The sequence below is a fragment of the Candidatus Omnitrophota bacterium genome (assembly GCA_018830005.1).
Classification (GTDB): domain Bacteria; phylum Omnitrophota; class Gorgyraeia; order JAHJTE01; family JAHJTE01; genus JAHJTE01.
Window position 1 is genome coordinate 319,418 of sequence record JAHJTE010000002.1, and the last position, 22,165, is coordinate 341,582.

Annotated in this window: 19 protein-coding genes; all 19 read right to left on the minus strand. The window is 34.9% G+C overall.

Translation table 11 applies throughout. The features are described 5' to 3' along the window. Positions 1-15: 15 nt before the first annotated feature. Genes KJ593_06190 through KJ593_06280 form a run of 19 tightly spaced genes read right to left on the minus strand, consistent with a single transcriptional unit; the run spans position 16 to position 22,119 of the window. On the minus strand, positions 16-1,491 hold the full coding sequence (locus tag KJ593_06190; protein ID MBU2541471.1) for a flippase: 1,476 nt from the start codon (positions 1,489-1,491) through the stop codon (positions 16-18). Further along, positions 1,481-2,275 (minus strand): glycosyltransferase family 2 protein, encoded by a 795-nt coding sequence (locus tag KJ593_06195; protein MBU2541472.1) that lies wholly within the window; start codon positions 2,273-2,275, stop codon positions 1,481-1,483. Before KJ593_06195 ends, KJ593_06190 begins: the two co-directional genes overlap by 11 nt. Position 2,276: 1 nt before the next feature. Beyond that, entirely contained in the window at positions 2,277-3,176 is a 900-nt protein-coding gene (locus KJ593_06200) for an NAD-dependent epimerase/dehydratase family protein (protein MBU2541473.1), read from the minus strand. A gap of 27 nt (positions 3,177-3,203) precedes the next feature. Next, positions 3,204-5,045, minus strand: coding sequence for a CDP-glycerol glycerophosphotransferase family protein (locus KJ593_06205; GenBank protein MBU2541474.1), 1,842 nt, complete (start codon positions 5,043-5,045; stop codon positions 3,204-3,206). A 17-nt stretch (positions 5,046-5,062) separates the two neighbouring features. After that, complete coding sequence (pseI, locus tag KJ593_06210) at positions 5,063-6,118, minus strand: pseudaminic acid synthase (protein MBU2541475.1); 1,056 nt, start codon at positions 6,116-6,118, stop codon at positions 5,063-5,065. A 1-nt stretch (position 6,119) separates the two neighbouring features. Next, positions 6,120-7,076: an ATP-grasp domain-containing protein gene (locus tag KJ593_06215; protein MBU2541476.1), complete on the minus strand. Its 957-nt coding sequence runs from the start codon at positions 7,074-7,076 to the stop codon at positions 6,120-6,122. A gap of 2 nt (positions 7,077-7,078) precedes the next feature. After that, complete coding sequence (locus tag KJ593_06220) at positions 7,079-7,771, minus strand: metallophosphatase family protein (GenBank protein ID MBU2541477.1); 693 nt, start codon at positions 7,769-7,771, stop codon at positions 7,079-7,081. 9 nt (positions 7,772-7,780) lie between these two features. Beyond that, complete coding sequence (locus tag KJ593_06225; protein ID MBU2541478.1) at positions 7,781-8,500, minus strand: SDR family NAD(P)-dependent oxidoreductase; 720 nt, start codon at positions 8,498-8,500, stop codon at positions 7,781-7,783. 7 nt (positions 8,501-8,507) lie between these two features. Next, positions 8,508-9,455: a UDP-2,4-diacetamido-2,4,6-trideoxy-beta-L-altropyranose hydrolase gene (locus KJ593_06230; protein MBU2541479.1), complete on the minus strand. Its 948-nt coding sequence runs from the start codon at positions 9,453-9,455 to the stop codon at positions 8,508-8,510. Continuing rightward, complete coding sequence (locus KJ593_06235; protein MBU2541480.1) at positions 9,452-10,180, minus strand: acylneuraminate cytidylyltransferase family protein; 729 nt, start codon at positions 10,178-10,180, stop codon at positions 9,452-9,454. The genes KJ593_06230 and KJ593_06235 overlap by 4 nt, the downstream gene beginning before the upstream one ends. Position 10,181: 1 nt before the next feature. Next, on the minus strand, positions 10,182-11,561 hold the full coding sequence (locus KJ593_06240; protein ID MBU2541481.1) for a B12-binding domain-containing radical SAM protein: 1,380 nt from the start codon (positions 11,559-11,561) through the stop codon (positions 10,182-10,184). Continuing rightward, positions 11,512-13,593: a radical SAM protein gene (locus tag KJ593_06245; protein MBU2541482.1), complete on the minus strand. Its 2,082-nt coding sequence runs from the start codon at positions 13,591-13,593 to the stop codon at positions 11,512-11,514. The genes KJ593_06240 and KJ593_06245 overlap by 50 nt, the downstream gene beginning before the upstream one ends. 9 nt (positions 13,594-13,602) lie before the next feature. Continuing rightward, positions 13,603-14,259, minus strand: coding sequence for a methyltransferase domain-containing protein (locus KJ593_06250; protein ID MBU2541483.1), 657 nt, complete (start codon positions 14,257-14,259; stop codon positions 13,603-13,605). After that, positions 14,252-15,397, minus strand: a complete 1,146-nt coding sequence (locus tag KJ593_06255; GenBank protein ID MBU2541484.1) for an N-acetyl sugar amidotransferase — start codon at positions 15,395-15,397, stop codon at positions 14,252-14,254. The genes KJ593_06250 and KJ593_06255 overlap by 8 nt, the downstream gene beginning before the upstream one ends. 28 nt (positions 15,398-15,425) lie before the next feature. Further along, positions 15,426-16,604 carry a UDP-4-amino-4,6-dideoxy-N-acetyl-beta-L-altrosamine transaminase gene (gene pseC, locus KJ593_06260; GenBank protein MBU2541485.1) on the minus strand — a complete coding sequence of 393 codons (1,179 nt, stop codon included), beginning with the start codon at positions 16,602-16,604 and terminating at the stop codon, positions 15,426-15,428. Further along, complete coding sequence (pseB, locus tag KJ593_06265) at positions 16,597-17,577, minus strand: UDP-N-acetylglucosamine 4,6-dehydratase (inverting) (protein MBU2541486.1); 981 nt, start codon at positions 17,575-17,577, stop codon at positions 16,597-16,599. Before pseB ends, pseC begins: the two co-directional genes overlap by 8 nt. A gap of 21 nt (positions 17,578-17,598) precedes the next feature. Beyond that, complete coding sequence (locus KJ593_06270; GenBank protein ID MBU2541487.1) at positions 17,599-19,926, minus strand: hypothetical protein; 2,328 nt, start codon at positions 19,924-19,926, stop codon at positions 17,599-17,601. A gap of 4 nt (positions 19,927-19,930) precedes the next feature. Further along, complete coding sequence (locus KJ593_06275; protein ID MBU2541488.1) at positions 19,931-20,884, minus strand: GDP-L-fucose synthase; 954 nt, start codon at positions 20,882-20,884, stop codon at positions 19,931-19,933. A 32-nt stretch (positions 20,885-20,916) separates the two neighbouring features. Next, the gene (locus KJ593_06280; protein ID MBU2541489.1) at positions 20,917-22,119 is read right to left on the minus strand and encodes a DegT/DnrJ/EryC1/StrS family aminotransferase; all 1,203 of its coding nucleotides are present in this window, start codon (positions 22,117-22,119) and stop codon (positions 20,917-20,919) included. Positions 22,120-22,165: the final 46 nt, after the last annotated feature.

The window sequence follows — 22,165 nt, forward strand, 5'->3', positions numbered from 1 at the left end:
AAGTTACTTTTTAACTTATGTTTGCAAAAGGCCCTTGAGCATCTTTATTGCATTTATTGAGCGGCCTCTATAAAGAATGAAGAATGAGCCCAGGGTAAAAATTATTAAAATTATGAAATTAAAACAAAATTTAATTAGGTGGCCCATTCCTAATATATTATGAAAAATCTTTGCTCCTGTGAATGTAACTAAAAACAAGCAAATAATTTTCAGCATATTTCGCCACGGATATACATGAGGAAAATACTTTTTAGAAAAATAATATGCTAAGAGAAACGTTATGATGTAAGCGACAACAGTAGTCCAGGCTGCAGCAAATATACCAAATTTTGGTATAAATATAAGATTCAGGACTATATTAGCTATAGCTGCGCTAATAGTTATAACCGGAATATATTTTGTCTTTTCCATAAAGAATATTCCATTTGCACCAAAACAATATAATCCCCTAAAAATATATGCAATTGCAAGAATAGGTATAAGTGGGATTGAAGCATAAAATGCGGGTTTGGTCATAAGTCTTACCAGGAAGCCTGAAAGAAGAAGATAGCCCATAAACATAACCATGATTACAAACCACCAGATTTCTATAAATCTTCTGGTTTCCTGCTGAGCCTTAATTCTATCTTCTTGGGCAACTTTTAAAAAATGCGGACTATAAGCCGTAGTCGTTGCATTAACTATAATCAATAATATAAAGGCAAAGGTATCGGCAATAGAATAGATACCGATATCTGAAAGTGGTACAAATCGCTGTAAAATCAATCTATCCGAATACATATAAATATATATACTTAATATATGGGGTATTAGCGGCAAACTGTAACGCAGGGAGTCTCTTATATCCTGCGAAAATCGCAGCATTTTAATCCTAAACCAATCGCGAACAAGAAAGACAACAAAAATCAATCCGCAGATAGCGCTTATCAACTGAGCCATGAGGATCCCGATCGGACCCGAATTTAGAAAGACGACAAGGTACAAACCCAAGCCAACATTGATACTTACCTGAATTACTGTTAATAACAAAAACTTTGAACCTCTCTCCAAAGTCTGGAGTAAAGCCATGCATGAGCTAATTAATAAATTCGGCAACAAAGTCCAAGTTGCAATTAAAAAAAATGGCGAATAAGTTAGACCATTTTTATCTGAGAACATAATACTTATAATTCTTTCGCCAAATATGTTGATAATAACGCATCCTGAAAACAAAACTGCGAAACCTAAGAAAAAAATGCTACTAAAATAAACTTTTGCCCTTTCTTTTTCCTTTAAGAATTTAACTACAAAACGAGGAATCCCGCTGTGTATCTGCAAACTAATTAGTGCTGAAACTATACCAACGAACGACGTTACTAAAGCAAGGATTGCATAATCATCGGGAGATAGAAATCTAGTATAGATGGGCAATAGAAAAAAACTAATCATACCCTGCAAAGAAGTTGCTAGAGTATAGAAGAAAGAGTTCTTTAAAACCTTATTAAATTCCATGGTCCTTATCTTGGTCTATCTGTTCCTTAGCAACAATAGATTCTCTAGTGACAAACCTATCTCTTATAATTGTCTTCAATGCTAAAAATCCATCCTGGAATGGCCTGATCTTCTTTCCTTCCTCTACAGTGCGTGAATAATAATTTATAGCAACTTCGCTGATTTTTCCTCCTAGCCTGGCTACTCTAGTAACCAATTCGAAATCAAGATCAAAGCCGCTATTCTCCAATATGATTTGACGTAAAAAATTTCCATCAAATAACTTTGTCGCAGAGGCAGTATCTGTTAACTTACAACCATAAAGTAGATTTGTTAAAAATGTTAAAAACATAACCCCCAAATAATTAAGGTAATAATGATACTTAACATCCCCATTCAAAGCTCTACTACCGAGCACGAATGCTGCTTCTGTTTCTTTTGCATGGTCGTAGCACTTCCATACGTCTTCTGCCCGATATTCGCAGTCCGGATCATAAATCACAATATAATTACCCCTTGAAAACCCGATGCCTCTCTTTACCGATCCGCCTTTTCCAAGATTAGTTTCATTAAAGAATACTTGAACGTCGGGATGATTTATAGCCTTTAGCCACTCGCGAGTTCCGTCAGTAGAGCCGTTATCAAAAAATAATATCTCAACCTGTTCAGTGCGATTCTTTAAGGAGACTAATAAATCCTCATATGCCTTTTCAATACGTCCAATCTCATTATAGGCACACATTATAAATGTTAAATCTGCCAACTTTGTCTGAACCATATCTTTTTTTTCTATTTTCGAATCCATATCAGCCTTTAAGAGAGCTTTTATCCGTGTTTAGTTTGTACCAATTTATGACATTTCGAAGCCCATCCTTCCATGACACCGAAGGCTGCCAATCTAACAATCTTTTTGAAGTCCTAATATCAGCCTTAGAATCAAAAATTTCATTCTTTTTATAAGGGATTACTCCCCAGTTTATATTCGCTCCTCTGTCTGCTGCCTTTTCTATCAAACTTATGAACTCTCTTAAAGAGATACTTTGACCTGTGCCTATACTAAATTCTATAAATTTTTCTTTAAAATTTCTCATGTTTCCTAAAACTTTTAAATATGCTTTAACTATATCTTTCACATAGATAAAATCTCTTTTTTGTTCACCACCTGTTGCATTGATTTCGCTACCATTTAAAATACTTTCAATCACAAAAGGGATGAATTTGGTATCGTCGTCTCTTTCACCATACATATATTCCAATACGATATTGATAAATTTAATCTCATAATTTGCGGAAAAAGACTTTGCTATCTCAAGGAATGATTTCTTGCTGGCAGAATATAGACTATATAAACTATTTATTGATGTGTCTGCGTTTATAAACGCCTTGACCTTATGCCTTGTGCCTAATTCTAATAATCTTGAAGGCAAGACGACATTCGCATTCATAATCTCGATAATGTTGTTATTATTCTTTTTTCCATAATCAGTTGCTAAATGGATAATTACATCAATGCTATTATCTTGAAAAACCCTTTCAAGATCAATTTTGTCAATTTCGTATTCTTTCAAACTCGAAAGAATATCTTTTATGCGCCAAGTGTCAGAAAAAGAGCGCTTGAGGACAATGATATTATTTTCTTTTTCCAATAACTCGGGCAGAAGATGACTGCCCAAAAAACCTGTAGCTCCTGTAACTAAAATATTCATAAATAATTTTCTTGGCTTTTAGAAAAATTAAACAAACTGATTAATAACCAGCTTAACCCTTTCTATCGACTTGCCATCCATTTTATAGGCATGTTCGGGAATGTACTTCTCTCTATTTATCCTAAGTGCAGATTCTATCTTAGAATCAAATAAAACATTGCGAATTTGATTTTCTAATTTTTCAAGATTATCAACAGCTATAACTGCATTATATTTTCTAAAATTCCAGACATCCTCAGAAAAAAAGCCAGAGCTGTAACACAATAATATGACATTTTTATTCAACAAAACTGCCTCATAGCTGGCTCCGGAAAAGTGAGTTATAAGCAAATCACAAATATTTAAAAGCTCTAGCATCTCTATATCATTCTTAATAATGGTGTAATTTTGCAAGCCTGACTCTTTAGCTAATCTCTCATAAAGCTTTGCATCTATATCAAAAGGATGCAATTTGACTATAAGATGCGCCTCTTTTATATTTTTCATGACACCACAAATAAGATTCATTTGTTCTATCATTTCATACTTGAGCGTGCCCATAGTTAATGAGGCATAGGTCGTTGCAAAAACAACTATCTTCTTTGAATCAACCAGTTCTAAATTTAACTTACCTGGTTTTTGATAAAAGGTATCAAGCTTAGGAGCTCCAACAATCCAAATTTTATCTTTATTAACCGAGTTTGCGGATAAATACTCCTTCCAGAAATTGCCTTCAACTGTAACTGCATCCGCCGTAACCGGACGAAAAAAGATAAATTCATCAGCATGGCCAGTCTGCATAGCCACAACCGGTATAGATAGACTTTCTGCAATTAGGGCAATATCAAAATGATAATCCGCCACAACAATAACTTTCGGCCTATAGAGCGAAACAATCTTTCTGATTGTTTCTATATCCCTTATTTTTTCCGGAAATTCTACATAAACTAATCTTCTGAATTTATGCATCAATATTGGCCAGAGAGATATCCCCTTATAAATTAACCTATCACTTATATAATTTGAGGAGAAGAATAGATCGTGGATTCTTTTCAAAAATTGGCGTATTTCTTGCCTAGGCAACAAGTTATATAGCTTATATCCATAAAAATTAGTATAAGATATTTTATTTTTCTTCAAAATTTTAGAAGAACTTGATTGAAATGTATCAATTACTAATCGGTCATTATCATTGTAATCAAAGACAACTGGCAACATTGACTTAAAAAATCTCTCAATGGGAGTAAAAAATATAATTTTATATTGTTTATTTAGCTTTAGAGACGTTTTAAAATTAACAAGGTAAAAATATAAACTTATTAATGTTTTCTTGCCTTTTTTTAAAAACAATAGGCTTTTATTAAAAGCGTTTCTTAACAATAAACTCCGCTTAGAAGTTTTTACATGTTTAAAAATAGTAATCTGCTTTTTCTGGCAAATTAAGCTAACTAACTTCTCAAGATTGCTTATTTTGCCAAGGATATGGACTTGTGATGGGTTTTCAAAGTCCAAGATTCCTTGCATTAAATTAATATCATATATGATCGGTGTGAGCTCAAAGAAAATATACCTGGCGCTTAATTCCCAGAGTGACACTCCTTTATACATTGTTAAAGTTTTAAGCGATGTTTGATCTTCCATCCTTTCTTCAGACAGCGAACTGAAGAAATCATATACATCTTGTTTAATATTTAAAAAATTTATATTTATTTTTTTCTGATAATATTCTAGGCTTCTTGAAATATATTTCTTAGGTATAATTCCGTTATTAAATGCTGATAAAATAAAAATTCTCCTATTGCTAACACTCAAGCTGCTGTATAGCTTATAAGCTGCGCCTAGCTGGGATCTCTCATTAACAAAAATTATGCTTTTAAGTTTATTACTCATAATTTAGTATGATTTTCTCATTTTGAAATCAACTTCCTGACCAACGGCGTACCTTTAGCAATATCTTTTTTTGCTTTCCTGTTTAAGATTGTCTTAAAAAATTTTGGGGCAAGCCCAAAACCTGGTCTGATAGAACGAATATTCTCCTCGCTGAATCTTTCTCCCTTTTTTATATCTTTAACAGCAAACAAAGAACGCCTGATAATAAGACTATTCTTTTCTCCCTTTGTTAATCCATAATAAACCCTTCCTAGCGCCTTTTCGGCAACCCGTACATTATTTACTAATTCCTTCAACTCATTAGGCTCTATTGAAAAAAAGCTCTCTGGAGTTTTATTAATTCTGGATAAGGTAAAGTGTTTTTCAATCATAACTACACCTAAAGAGGCTGCAGCTATTGATGCACCTATCCCTAAACTATGATCAGAAAGTCCAATGGGACAATCAAATGTTTTCTTCATATCTGTAATTGTTCTTAAATTCATCTCTTCTGGTTTTGCCGGATAGCTACTTACACACCTTAAAAGAATTACCTCTTTGGCTCCAGCATGTCTTGCCACATCAATAGCTTCTTTTATTTCTAGTTTCGTCGCCATTCCTGTTGATAATATAAGTGGCTTTTTGGTTTTTGCCATATATTCAATTAAGCCCAAATCGACTAATTCGAAAGAGGCCACCTTATGCATAGGAACGCTTAAGGACTCTAGCAAATCCACAGCGGTTTTATCAAAGGCAGTAGCAAAAAAGATAATCCCTAAATCATCCGCTATGCTTTTCAATTTCGGGAACCACTCCCAAGGAATATATGTCTTCTTATATAGCTGATATAATGACTGGCCGCCCCATTTTGGATGTTTTACCTTGAAATATTTATTATCGATATTTAAAGTTATGGTATCAGGGGTATAGACCTGAAATTTAACAGCATCTGCGCCGCATCTTTTAGCCTCTTTAATCAATCTAACTGCGCGGTGAAATTCTTGGCCGTGGTTAGCAGAGATCTCAGCTACTATAAAACAGTGATTGCTTTTTTGAAATACTTTCCTCGAAACTATTCTTATTCCCATAGCCATCTTATTTAAGGGCATAAAACACTTCATCTAGACTCCTGACACCAACGCCTTTTTTATATTTTAGTTTAAATTTGATTGCTCTTTGCCCGTCAGCTAGTTGTAACCACCATTTCACATCCTGAAAACCAAAATAATGCCTAAAATATACAGTGCTGGAAAGTCTGGGGTTAACTTCAATCACAACAAATCCTGATCTAGTTTTTCTGGTTTGTATATTTATTGAACCGACTAAATCAACGCATCTGGCTAATTTTTCCGCTAAGGCCGATACCTCATGATTTCTAACCAGCTCTACTACTCTGGATAGACTACCAAATCCTAATTTTCTTCTAAAAGTAATAGTATATATCTGGACACCATTAGAGAATACCCCGGTAGTATATTCTTCATTCTCGTTACCGACTTCTTCTTGAACAATAGCATTACAGACCATATTTTTATAAAGACTGAACTCATTCGGCTTATTGATCCTTATTAGCTGCTTGCTACCGTATCCTTTTCTAGGTTTAATAATTAATGGGTATTTTAATTGTTTATTAAAATTTTCTATTAAAAAGGTCTTTGGATGCGGTAAATTATTCTTTTTTAGAAAATTAATAGTTTTGTATTTGTCGAAGAAGGTATTCAAAATAAATGGCCGGTTAATAAAAATCTTAACTTCTTTTTTTAAAAAATAAGTTCTATTTTTATCAAAAAATTTAATTTCCGGTTCAGTGCTGGGAAAGATATATTTAATCTTGTATTTATTGACAATATCTCTTATCGACTTATAATACCTATCTCTTTGCGCTGGCTCTGGCACGACAAAAAATCTTGATACTTGAGCTTTCCCGGCAGAATATGGATCAATATCACAACCTGTTAAATCCATCTGGTAACCTGTGTCTTTTAGGCATTTGATAATGCTCACGCCTATATCACCGCCGACACCAGTTATGAGTATATTCTTCTTGCGCATTCCTATTCCTCTAGCCTCTCTAACACATCAAAGAGATATTTATTGCTCTCTGAATATCTCAATAAATCCTTAATCAAAGGCCGCCTATCATATTCAGCGCGCCTGAATTCAACCTTACCGGATTTAGAGTCTAAAATTGCAAAGCTTGGCTGATTAAAATCTCTTGGCTGGCCACAGGAACCTGGATTTAGAACCCTTAAATCTCCAACACACCTATCCATAGGACGATGGGTATGACCCAGTAAGATATATTTATATCCTAAAGTTAAAAAGTCCTGCAATGAATCAGTTGGATAAACGTATCCGTTTAAATGGTCTCTGGGACTACCATGGAAAATTGCAATTTTCTCCTCATTAATCATATATTCCTCAGGCAAGGCCTTTAAGAAGTCCAGATTATTAATTTTTATTTTCTTTTTTAGTAACGTTAGGGACTTGCCAAATTTTTCAGTATATTTTTTTTCAAGCTTTTCATCATCTAATATATTCAAGAAAATATCATCATGGTTGCCTTTTATGCATATTAAATCTTTACAATCTTTAAGAATTTCTATAATTTCATTTTGATAATAATAGTAGCCACAGATATCTCCAAGAAAAAAAATCATATCAGGAGATTCTTTCTTAAGCATCTTCCAAATCTTTTCAAAGGCATATATGTTGCCGTGGACATCAGAGAATATTCCGATTCTCATCAGGTATCCTTATTTAAGCTTGTCATTAATGAAAGCATGAATCTCACCTGCTACAGCCTCCGGTGTCTTTAGAGCTTTGGTTTTCTTTAAATCGATAAATTTTTTGACACAAGGAAAATCCTTTCTTGACTTATTTCTAATCTGAAATTGCATATTCGTATCTATTGCGCCTGGATCAACGCTAAAAATACGAACTCCATTTTTATATCTTGCCTGCTCATTAGTAACTACTTTAGTAAACATCTCAACTGCTGATTTAGCACTGCAATACAGACTCCAACCTTCGAAGGGTTTTCTGGCCGCACCCGAGGATATATTTACGATTATTTTTTTTGCCTTAAATTTTCTCATCTTTTTAATAAAAAGATGAGACAGGATAAGCGGTGCGATGCAATTTACATTTAAATTCATAATTGCACTCTTAGTAAGGAAACTTCCTGCAAAGGCTATGGGATTAATTATTCCGGCATTATTAATCAAGGTTATCGATGAAATTTTCTTAAATTTTATTTTAAGAAACACTCTATCCATTAATCTCTCAAGCTGCTTAAGTCTAGCTAAGTCGCAAATAAGGCCTCTAGCATCTCCTCCAGAGCCTTTAATTTTCTTAATTAAACTTTTGACATCTCTTCTAGCAATCAAAAACAAAAATGAATCCTTACCAGAAAGTTCCCTTGCTAATGCATTCCCTAATCCCTTTGATACGCCTGTAATAATAAAAATCTTCATTGTTTTCTTATAAATTTTTGCTTTCTGCCTGTTTCAGAATCTCTTTAACGAGTCTTCTTGCACCTTGCCCATCTACAGCTTTTTGTCCAATCTGACTCATTCTAATTCGCTTCTTATAGCTTAATCCTTTTAATTCTTGAGAGATTTTTTTAGACAAGCCTGCCTCGTTATATCGGCCGGCAAACTCTAAAAATCCCAACTTTGCCCAGGCTTTTAAATTCGATAATTGATTATCTGCAAGAGAAATGCCAATCGTTGGTATTCCACAGCGTGCCAGCTCATAAGTAGTCTGACCTCCGCCAGAAATACAAAAATCTGCTCTAGACATTAGAGATGCTATTTCTTTAACATTGACCTTTCTTGCTCCTCCTACCATAATAGGACTACAATAAAATCTACGCTTAACAATAGAGGCAATAGAATTCATTAAATTAAGATGGCCTTTTCCCCCAAAAGTAACTAAGACCTGCTTTATATCTTTATTTATTCCCTTTCTGGAAAAATTCCAGAATTGTTTTCTCAAGGGTATATATTTGGCTCCCAAATAATATAGGACATCTTTACTACGGGGATAGTTTAATCCTCCAGCATAAACCTGGCCGTTAACAACTATACCCCTGGGATAGCTTAGTCTCTTGTTATCATCTAAATAAACCGGGGTTTTGACTATACTCGAAATCTTCTTATAAAGGCTCAAATTTGCTAAGTATGAATCAACAATCACAATATCTGCGCCTTTTAAAAGGTCAAAGAGATAATCCCTTTCTCTTAGCCAATTCAAAATTTTATATCTTTTACTATTTAATAAGTATCTAGTTGTCTTATCAGTGTTTATAATAAATTCTGGCCTGCGGCCTTTTTCCTGGAAAGCCTGATACAGACCAATACAGCGGGTAATGTGGCCAAATCCTATTTTAGCACCACCTTCAGTAATTATTACAATTCGGCTATTCATAAACTTACTTTATAGCCTTTTTCTTTTAATAAAAAATATTCTGCTAATTCGATATCCTCTAATTCATCAATCTCAATAGAATATTTTCGGTCATGTATAACAGGATATACTCTCTCACCAAGAAAAGCATGTATCTTCCTAAAGCCCTCCGTATCCATTAAAACCTTTCTCTTCACAGCAGTGATTGCTCCATCCAACAAATATAATTCTGGCAAATCCTGCTTACGATATAAATTCGTTGGCTTCATAAATGGAATGATCCTATCTGTCTTAGGGTCAATCTTTTTCATCCATTCTGGACGTTGATCAGCAGCATAAACAGTAACAACAGAAGTAGCGTCCTTAATAGATTTAAGCTTAGCTATAACCTTATCAATTTCACCCTTCTTTCTGATGGGTACATTTGCCTGTAAGAATACAACAATATCAGTAAAAAATCCTTGCTTCTTTTCAAGATGTTTTACAGCATGGCGGAGGGCATCATCCACAGCAGAAGTATCCAGGGCCAAATTAGCCGGCCGCTTGATGGCATCTATCTCATAGTATCCTGCAATCTCAGCTATTTTCTGATCATCGGTGGAAACAACAACTTTATCGCATAACTTACTCTCTAAGGCATTCTCTATAGTGTGGGAAATTAATGGCTTGCCTTGCAATGTCCATATATTCTTATTTGTTACTCTTTTACTCTTTCCTCTAGCTGGTATAACACATAATATATTCATATTATCTAGCCTCGGCATGCCTAGCCTCGGCATGCTTAGTTTTATTCCAGGCATCTAGCTCTTTAATCATCCACTCCTGGGTATACATAAGTTCTTCATCGGATAATTCAGTAAAGTTTATCCTTACCTTTTCTCCTTGTTCACCCAGATTCAGCAAGTATTCTTCCTCATCTTTAATCTTACCTTGGGATAAAGCCATATCGTACAATTCAGTTCCAGGATAAGGCGTTATAAAGAATATAACCTCTGGAGTCAGGTTTAATTCTTTACAAAAATTAACTGTTTCCTTAATCGTCTCTAGATTTTCACCTGGTGAACCTATCATAAAAGAACAATCTGCCCAGCCAAGATGTTTCACGGTTAATCTTACAGCTTCCTTTGCCTGCGCTACGGTTACGCCTTTCTTCAATCTGTCAAGAATCTTCTGGCTTCCGGATTCAATTCCATAACCGATTAAGACACAACCTGCATCTGCCATTTTAATGACTAAATCCTCAGTCATCAGATTCACCCTGCCGGCGCAACCCCAAGTGATTTTGCTATTGAATGCTGACTTCAGCGCTTTGCAAAATTCACTTACAAACTTCCTATCCAGACAAAACTCATCATCAACAAAATGGAAATATTCAACTTTGTAATTATCATTCAAATATTTCATCTCCTTGATTATGCTCTGGACAGATCTATGTCTGTACCTCTGGCCCATAAAATCATGATAGCAATAAATACATTTATAGGGGCAACCTCTGGTGCCGCTTAGATTCATTGATAATACAGAATCCTTATCTGAACCGCCATCAATCCATTTATTTCTATTTGGTGCCCCTACGGGATTCTTAAGATAAATGTCCATAGGGAACAAATCCCATGCAGGAAATGGAATTGTATCTAAATTATCCATTACCGCTCTATTATTATTTCGGTGAATCTTGCCATCTCTTTGTTTAAACCAAATACCATTGATATTTGAGAGATCATTACCTTTCTCTAAGGCATCAATAAGCTCAACTATCGTAATCTCCCCCTCACCTATACAAACAACATCAGCCTCTGTCTTATTGAGAATAATATGGGGAATAGAAGTTCCTACACTACCACCAATGACAATTTTTTTAGAAGGATGACATCTCTTTAATATTGCAATTAACCACTTGATATATTTATAAACAGTCACTATCCCGCCAATGCCTACTACATCAAACTCTGCATGCCTAATTTTACCTTCTACCTCTCTAGGGGAAAATCTATAGGCATTTATATCCAACATCTCTACTTCATGGCCTGCATTTCTCAATACAGATGCAATATATCCCAAACCCAAAGGCAGAACGTTAGGCCTTGCCCACTCCCTGATAGGTGGATTTATTAAAAGTATTTTCATCTTTTTCCTGTGAAACTAAAAAACGTCTAACATTATTGCTGCGAAACGTACGAAAGAAAAATTCAGATTGCTTATAAAATGGCTCATTAGAGAACTCGTTAATAAAATCATTATACTGACTCAAAGAATGAACCTTATATCGATATTTAACCGGCTTAGATAAAAGAAACTCAGAAAGCATCCCGCGATAATCCTGCTTACGCCAAGCTCCTAAATCATAAGGACTTAACAGTTCAACGCTCTCCTGAGGCATCTCCCAAAATGGTATAATGATATTTCCTACTAAAATTTTTCCAAACTGCATTTCTTTCAAAAATTCAGATAGGTCACCTCGTCCTTTTTTGCGAAATATAACAGTGGCTGCCTCTATAACCTCATCTAGCAATTTTTGCTGTTTTAAGGCATGAATCATATCACCCTTTATAATCTTTGATAGAATGAAATGATTCCTGAATCCAATATACTGACTAGAGTCACTTTTCTCTGAGAACTGTTGACTAAAAACCTTACGCACATCTTCCTTTTCTTCAAATAAATTATCCTGCAAGCAATCTTTAAGTCTCTCTACTTGTCCGGAAATAAATGGATATCTCCCTGGATTATCAAACAATTCTAAAATAACATCTGAAATCTTAACTCCCCTATTCTCCCAGATATAAACCATCTCTTTAAAATAGCCCCAAAACATAAAGAGTTTATAGATAAGTGTCAATAAATTTATTTTTATGAACTCTTGGAAGCTAAAGTCATTGCTTGCCACTGCCCAAGAATCTATTTCCACATTCTCAAACTGACCAAATTTTGTATAGCCACGTTCAGCAATGCTATATAAAACTTTATAGCCATATCTATTTATAGTTTCAGACCGGCTAATTTCAGTTTCCTTAAGCATCTTAAGCGTCCCTATTGCTACGCTATCCAAGCGCAAATCAACAAGTTCATCTATTACATGCATAAATGAATTATAAGTTTCTCCTGGTAAGCCGAATATTATCTCTGTCGTAACATTAATGTTATTCTCGTGTGCCCATTTTACCGCCTCACGAAATTTTTCTAGCCTTATATTTTGCCTCCCGATATTTTTTAATACCGAGCCGGTCAACGTTTGGGAACTAATATTGAGCGGAATCAAATCCCTTAATAACAAAATTATCTCTTTTATATTATTATTTACTTCCTTGTTGGTATATACGCGCAAGGCACTAGGATAGCTGCTCTTTGTTCGATTTTGAGCAATGAATTTAGCTATCTCTAAATCTCTAGCAATAATACCGAAGTTTTCATCCGCAAAGCGAATTGTTCTATTTTTGGCATTGGCCTCTAAGTAACTAATCTCTTTCTTTACTCTTTCTGTGTCAAATGAGCGTAGTCTATTCCAGGAATCCCTTGCAGAAACACAAAAAGAACATTTGAATGGACAACCTCTGCTAGTCTGTAGAATCGGCATCAATTCGCTATTCAGAAATTGATCAAGGTATCCAGCCAGATAAGGCGACGGAAAAATATTGATATCTTCTATTAATGCCAATTGTTTACCGCTGATTACTTGCTTCCTAGATCTAGATAAATAAAAGACACCATCAATAGAGGCTTGAAAAATAGCATCTCTGCCACCTTTAATGAAAACATTTAGTAAATTAACAAAGGGAATCTCTCCCTCATTTGGAATCATAACATCTATACAAGGAAATTCCTCAAAATCCCTAAGACAATCTTGGGCTGTTTCAGGTACATTTGGTCCGCCTACAACTGTTATTATCTTTGGATACTTAGATTTCAAATAAGTTAATGCATTCGTAGTAAGCCAGCGACTCCAACCATACCAGGAGCATCCAACAATATCAGGTTCTTTATTCTGAATCGCATTATGAAGCGACTCAAACGTCCTGAATAGCTTAATATCAACTGCCTCGCCTAATTTTGATACGGCATAGGCCTTAATATAGCCTATTTCTAAAGGCACGGTAGCTGGACTAATCCCAAATTTGGTATTCGCAAGACTCGCTAAATATATCTGAACTTTTCTCTTCAACTCAAACCTCTAAAAAATTAACCTAGATACCTTTTTCAACAGAAACATTACGTCAACATTGTCATCCTTGCGGTATTTGAGAAATTTTATCTTCTTAACCCTTAAATCTTCAAATGTATCCGTGTAGATCTTCGGAAAATTTGTCTTCCAAAGCAAACTTTTCTTGCCTCTATAGTTGATTTCATTATAATCTTCGGCAAAATACTCAAACCCCCAAATATATTTACGACTGCATCTATGTATCTCGCTAATAGCTTTTTTTATATCTTTGGGATTAATATGTATGAGGACCCCTGAGGTAAAAACAATATCAAAATATTTATCCTTAAAAGGCAAATCAAAGATATTCCCTTTCAGGATATTAATATTTTTAGTTCTTTTTCTTGATAGTCTAAGTGCATAATCCTGTGGTTCAATGCCATACAAATTTTTAAAACCCATCTTTTGCAGACATAGTAATTGATTAGCGATGTTGCATCCTACTTCCAGAATCCTAGCATTGCGGTCAATTTTATTTAGAAAAAGCCTATTTAGAGAAGTTCTTGTTATGCCGAAAAGGCTTTTGTATAATTTATCTAAGTCAGCAAGGGAATTATAATTCCTATCAGTATAGGCCTTACCAAATTTGCCTGTCCATTCTTTTAACTGTTTGCTTCTCTTAACCATTATTTTTGCCTTCAAGTAGATCTTTATACACCGGTTCTTTCAAGAGCCATTCCTCATTAATCTTTTCAAAGATTTCCTGATTCCAAAATTTATCTGCTATATGCCAAAATTGCTTTGGTGTATAGCCGGCAAATTTTATAAAATCTTCCATTATCCATGGATCTAATTTATGGTCATTTTCCATAATAAGCCTTTTACCTTCTTCCTTAGTCAAGCTTCCTTCTCTGATACGTCGGCTTACAATATCAGTTGTTCTCTGGAAGCCAAATTTAGGATACTTTAACCAGAAATTAAGCAGATAAGCAACGGAGTCTATTTGTTCGAAGTCTTCAATATAGCCTTCTCTCTTCCATTCATGAGTTAGGTCTTTAAAGCCATACCTTTTGGCAATCTCAAGATGCTCTGTACTACTCCAGGGAATAAAATAGCTCATAAAGATTACCTGTGGGTCTACGCGTTCAAGCTCTTCTTTTGTGGGTGGGATAAAGGGATTTAATTCTTTTTGAGAAAAGCCTTTTTTTAGCCAAAAATCAATATCTATTGTATTAAAACCTTGGGTGGTTTCATCTAATATATAGCTGTTAGCTGAATGAGTTTCGCTATCTTCCTTGCCACAATACTCGTATTCTGAATTCTCCCCAAATACGACCAAAGAAATTCCAAGCTTTACAGCCATCTTCAAGCTAACAGTATAGGCAGCTACCTCTACAAAGCGTAAAGGATCACCAAATTCCTCAAAACCTATCCTTGCTGCGCGCCTTAAGACATCAGTACTTAAATTAAATAGGATATGATCACAATTAAAGGCATCACCAATATTGGTAAAATTACTCAATCCGGCCTTGGTCTTTGTGTATGGATCACCAACTGTTAGAAGAATCGGGTTCATCTTCATTTCAGTCTTGATCACATGAAGCAAGAAATGGCTATCCTTTCCACCACTTACCGGAACCATACAATCATAAGGACCATCGTCTCTTCTATATTTATCACAGAGCTTCTTTAACTCAGCTTTCCTTTTTGCCCAATTAACACTCTTACGCCTTTCATAACTACGACAGGCCCCGCATACACCCTGTTTATCAAAGATAATTCTAGGCCTAGTATCAGGTAATAGACATCTTTTACAATACTTCATTTTATTCCCCTCTCTTTTTCTAAATTATCTAACATGATTTTATTTTATTAAATACATCGAAGATTATCCTTACAGTATACTTTATATCTTTATCACTCATGCCTTGGTGCAAGGGAATGCTTATTTCTCTCTGATAGAATTCCTCAGCCTTAGGACATAATCCCTTTTTATATCCTAACTTTCTATAATAGGGATGCCAATAAACAGGAATATAGTGAACCTGAACACCTATTCTGTTTTTTCTTAATTCATCGAAAATTAAACTCTTTTTAGAAATATACTTATTTTTCAGCCTTATTGGATACAAATGCCAAGAAGACTTTACGCCTTTGCCTTCAATCGGTAAATCAAAATAATCATTGTCCAAAAAGAGCTTTCTGTATTTTTCTACAATTTCTCTTCTTCTTTTTATAAATCTATCTAATTTCTTCAGTTGAGATATTCCTAAGGCACATTGAAAATCAGTTATTCGATAATTAAAACCTAACTCCTGCATCTCATAGAACCAAACGCCAATGGACTTAGTATTCTTAACGCTGAATTTTCTTCTCTCCTTAGTGATGCCGTGGCTACGAAGCAATAAAAGTCTTTCATATAGATCTTTCCTATTAGTTAAAACCGCCCCTCCTTCACCGGTTGTAATTGGCTTAACCGGATGAAAGCTAAAAACCGACATATCGGAATATTTACATGAGCCGATCTTAGCCCCAACGTAGTCTGCGCCTAATGCATGAGTTGCGTCTTCAATAACAATCAGATTATGCTTCTTTCTAATCTTATTGATTTCTCCTAAATCACAAGGATGTCCGGCAAAATGAACGGGTATTAGGGCCTTTGTTTTCCTATTTATATTTTTTTTAATATTAACTGGCTCGATATTCGCTGAATCTTGCTGAATATCGGCAAAAACAGGCCTAGCCCCACAATAGAGAACACAATTTGCTGAAGCAACAAAGGTCAAAGGAGAAGTTATCACTTCATTGCAAGGTTCTATTCCAGCTGCAAGGCAGGCAATATGCAACGCTGCGGTCCCGCTTGATACTGCAACTGCATATTGCGCATTGCAATAAGAAGAAAGCCTATTTTCAAATTCACTTACCTTTGGTCCTTGAGTAAGCCAATCAGAATGCAAGACGCTGTTAACAGCTTTTAAGTCGTCACTATCTACAGATTGCCTCGAATAAGGTATAAATTTTCTATTAGGCATTGTCTCTTTTTAATAACTTTTTCATCTGGCTCTTGGTAAGCCATCTCGGATTTTGATCACTACTATATCTAAAGCCATGATTTAATTTCTTCCCGCCTTTAAAATTTTTATCACTCCACCAATGAAAATCAGGCTCAATTATATAATAACCTTCGAATTCCCTCGTATGCCTAGCCTCATCTTCTGTCACCAATGCCTCGTGCATCTTCTCACCTGGTCTAATTCCTATTTGCTTAATCTTACAATCGGGAAGAATCAAATTTGCCAGATCTAAAATCTTCATACTGGGGATTTTTGGAACAAATACCTCGCCACCATTCATCATTTCAATACACTTAATAACAAAATTGACTCCTTGCTCTAAGGTAATCCAGAATCTTGTCATCCGCTTATCAGTAATTGTGAGCTCGCCAGATTTTTTCTGTTCTTTGAATTTTGGAATAACGCTTCCGCGACTTCCTATTACATTGCCATAGCGAACACAGCTAAACTTCGTTTTAGACTTTCCTGAATAAGAATTACCTTGAACAAAAATCTTTTCTGCACAAAGCTTTGTGGCCCCATATAGATTTATCGGGTTTACTGCCTTATCAGTGCTTAAAGCCATTACCTTATGTACTTTGTTATCTATAGCTGCATCTATTATATTCTGGGCACCGATGATGTTTGTCTTTACTGCCTCAAAAGGATTATATTCGCATGATGGCACCTGTTTTAAGGCCGCAGCGTGCACAACAATGTCAACGCTATCCATCGCCCTTTCTAATCTTTCTCTATCCCTTATATCGCCAATAAAAAATCTTAAATGTTCATTATTATTAAACTTTTTCTCCATCTCCCATTGCTTTAATTCATCCCGGCTAAAGATTCGTATAGCCTCTGGCTTAAATTTTTTCAGGACTATTTCTGTAAATTTTTGACCAAAAGATCCGGTTCCACCGGTGAGTAGTATTATTTTTCCATTCAAAGACATAACGCCTCCTCCAAATATTATTTAAATCTTATTAAAAACCAGATTGAAAAGGAACTTTCTAAATCTAAATCTATTTGCATAGTCATCAATCCTGCTTGATAATGAAAGACTATTGCGCTGACTCAAAAATGAACGCATGTTTTTATCAGTCTTTATTAGATTAACTTTGCTAAGCCGGCAGACTAAGCTATCATAGTCTTGCTCGAGGAATCTAATCTTAGAAAACCAATAGCGACTTGCCTGGAAATCCTTGGACTCATATTCTAAATATGATAGAAAAAAAAGACATTGGATATATTCATCTATCTCTTCATCTAATATCTGCCAAATATAGCTAACCCTTTCCAACACTGTCTTTTCATGGATTAGGCCATATTCTGGCTTACTATATTGCAGTTTATAGAAAGATGTTACTTTATTAACCCAACTATGCATATCCCCCATGGTAATCCATCTTAAGTCTTCTATCTTTAAGTCAGATAACAAATAATTGAACAAAAACGGCCTTTTCTCTACCGCTTGCCTAAACAAATTATTGGCCTGTCTATAACGTTTAAGTTTTAATTGCTCAATCCCAGAGTTGAAAAGTTGCGAAAAAGGACTGCTGTTTTTACCCTCTGAATTATTTATTCTATATCCTTCTAAAGAATAATTTAAAGAAACCTCATTAACATTCGGAACTTGATTGAATTTAATTCTTACTGGAACCTTATCAAAGACCTGGGCAAAAACATACCTTGCATTATCATTATATTTGTCAGTAGCAGAGAATCCTTTATAATGGGCAAATTCTACGGGTTTAATTTTATTCACATAAATATCTTCAACACCAAGTTTATCTAGGCCGTAAGTATCTTCTAAATTGCTTCTGATCACGTTTGCGGCTCGTATAAAATCATAAGTCATGAAACTATTCACCAGCTTACCCCTGAATAAAGCTAATTTTATTGCCATTAGATTAGGTAAACAAAGGAGAACGAGCAAAAAAACTAAGATTGTCTCCTTTGTCATTATTTTTAATCTTGTCGAATCCAATAAATGCATAATAAAATAGAATAGAACAGAACAAAACGCAATACAAAATATTGGAGACAAAAAGATAAAATATCGAGAAGGAATAGGATTACGTAAATATAGATACCCTAAAGCAAAAAGATACCAAACCCCTAATGTTATAAGCGACTTGTTTTCGAGAACAAACTTTTTAATAAAGATAATTATTATCAAAATCCCCAGTATAAGACTATAGGAGTCAAGCTGAAACGGTATAAAATGATAAGTCCGCACAGAGTCGATTAAGAAAACATTCGTCAAAGGATGTATAAATGAAGCCAAAATACCTAAAAATGGCACTAAAAAATTATATGGTATTAGGAGTCTCTTCGCACCGCCCATTGCAATCAATAACAAAGCTAAAACAAACAATGCTATTATTGATAGCCACTTTAATTTTTTTATAAAATGATTGAATTGGGGTAATCGTAATATTACCCTTAACGTAAATAAACAAAATGCTCCCGAAAAAAACATTATTAGATACTTTGTAAATATAGGGATGTTAACATTGTGGAAAAACATAAATAGGCGTGTCTCGCCAAATGCAAATGTAACTAAAGGATATATTAGATAAGTAGCAAATAGGGGTAACCAGATATCATACTTTCTAATTCTCTCATCATGATTTTTTGAGCAGAATAATATATGAGTCATTATCATTGCAGGCAGAATAAAAATACTTGCCCGGCTAAAAGAAGCAACTAGATTAAATATCAAGGTTAAAATATAATAGCTTCTGTATTTTTTATTGCTGCTAATGAGTTCGTCTGTTCTCAGATAAAAATTTAAAACAAATAAAATAAAAAAGACTACTATCAAGTGCTGAAAGGCCATTGGCCACATGTAGGCATGAAAATGGGCAAAAAGCGTCAGATATACTAAAGCGGAAAAAAAGCTGATTTTTGAATTTAGGCCCAATTTCTTACAGACAAAAAATAACAAAATAGAACAAGCAAAATGAAATAAAACAGAGACAAATATGAAATACCTCGCTAATGGTCCAAACAAAGACATAATAATAAAGCTATAAATCTTTAATGATGCGCTTGCCTGTTCTATTGGCAGCTGACTAAAGAAAAATCTAATTAATTGAAATACCGATAGATTCTTTGCCTCTTGTGCAACCGTGGGTAAAAGCCAGAGCAGATCTTCTTCAAAAAAAGTATTTATAGCATGTGAATAAATAACTTTTATAAATAACGCAGATAAAAATATGCCAACACAGATATAGATCAATCTTATCGTGTTTATTTGCGAAAGTTTACTTACTCTATTGTGAAAAAAATTCTTCATGTGATTATTGCCTGTCAACAAATTGCCTATTCTTTACTCTTTTTAAATACCATTGATAGGTAATCTCCAAGCCTGCTTTAAGCTCAACCTTTGGTTTCCAGCCTAAAGAAGTTAAACTACTTGTATCAAGCAGTTTCCTGAAAACCCCGTCTGGTTTCTTGGTATCAAATTTAATAGTCCCTTTAAAACCCACGATTTTCTTTAGCAATAGACTTAGGCTTTTTATAGAAATATCCCTGCCAGTTCCGACATTGATAGGCTCTAGGAAATTGCTTTTATTCATAAGAAATATACCTGCATCCACCAAATCATCTACATATATAAACTCTCTTCGAGGTCTTCCGGAACCCCAAATAGTAACGCTCCTTTTTTTTCTAATCTTTGCTTCATGAAATCTTCGCATAAGTGCAGGAATTACATGAGAGTTATTTGGATTAAAATTATCATCTGGACCAAACGTAGTAGCTGGTATTACTGAAATAAAATTAGTTCTGTATTCTCGATTATAGGCTTGGCACATCTTGATGCCGGATAATTTTGCTACTGCATATGGCTCATTAGTCTGCTCCAGGGGACCACTCAATAAATACCCTTCCTTCATTGGTTGCGGACATTTCCTAGGATAAACACAGGAAGAAGCAAAAAACAAAAGCCTCTTTACTTTCACCTGCCAAGCTGAGTGGATTACGTTAGCCTGAATTAATAAATTCTCATAAATTAATTCTGCCGGTTGTGAAATATTAGCTGCGATACCCCCTTCTTTAACTGAAGGTAAAAAACAATATTCTACTCTTTCTTTTTTAAAAAACGAAAACACCTGCTTCTGATCAGTAAGATTAAGCTTGTATGCATCACTTAAAAACAAGTCAACAAACCCAAGCTGCTTCAACTTAAGAGATAAAGTTCGACCTACTAATCCACTGCCTCCGGCAATAAAAATTCTTGATTTCTTATTCATAGGCGCAAATTTGAGCAAAAATCCTATTGACCTTATTCCTTTAGAAAATTCCTGATTACGTTAAGAACGTAATCGAGTTCAGTTCTGCCCATATCCTGATGGATGCCGATATGTAAACCCTTTTCTCCCATATATTCTGCATTAGGAAATTCTCCTATTCTTTTTCCTAAAAATTTAAATCCGGGACATTGTGTGGGCATTGACAAAAAGAGATTACGCGTATCGATTCCATTTTTTTCTAAGAAGAAGACAAGCTTATCCCTGCTGAATTTAACGTCTTCAGCAATGATTATAGGAAAGGCATGTGGTCCGATCTCCTCATGAGGCTCTTCTTTAATCGTATAAAGAAAAGGCTCGAACTCTTTAAATTTCTCTATCATGTATAATAAATTTTGGCGTCTTTTTTTCAAAATCTGAGGGTAGATATCGATGTTGCCTAAGCCGATTGCTGCTTCTAATTCGTTCATCTTGGCCGAGAATCCTATGCGTTCAAAAATGAATCTAATGTCTCTATTTTGACCGTACTTGAATCTCTTGTCGCAATATCCGGAAGAGGTATTTAGTATGCAGCTTTCACATTTACAAGCTCTTCCGTGAGCCCTAAGGGAACGTAAAATTTCAGCAAAATCTCCTCTATCTGTAACAACCATGCCACCTTCTACTGTAGTTATCATATGTGCCACATAGAGACTAAAGGCCGCCATATCAGCCAATGTTCCTACCTGTCTTCCTTTGTATACTGTTCCATAGGCCTCAGCCGCATCCTCAATAACGAAAAGTTTATGTTTTTTGGCAATAGCGTTAATTGTATCCATTTCAGCAGGTTTACCCATAAGATGAACAGACATTATAGCCCTTGTCTTTTTAGTTATAGCTTCCTCTATTTTTAAAGGATCAATATTCAATGTCTTTCTATCAATATCGACAAATACAGGTGTAAAACCAGCCTGGAGAACAGAATTACCTGTACTAACAAAAGAAAGTGCTGGTACAATAATTTCATCGCCTCGCTTTGCACCAAAGTCATAGCAGACCGCCATGGCAAGACAATCAGCATCTGTTCCAGAACTTACGGCGATCGCCTCTTTTGTGCCGATAACATCAGCAAAGTTTTTCTCCAATTCTCTCACGTACTTGCCACCCGAAACTCTATTTGAAGAGAGAATCTTCTCAATAAGTTCTCTTGACTTATGGGTGATGGAAATAGTTCCAAAAGCAATTCTCATTTTTTTCATTTTTTATTTTTCCTAAAATATACTTAGGGTTCTCATCAAGGACTGC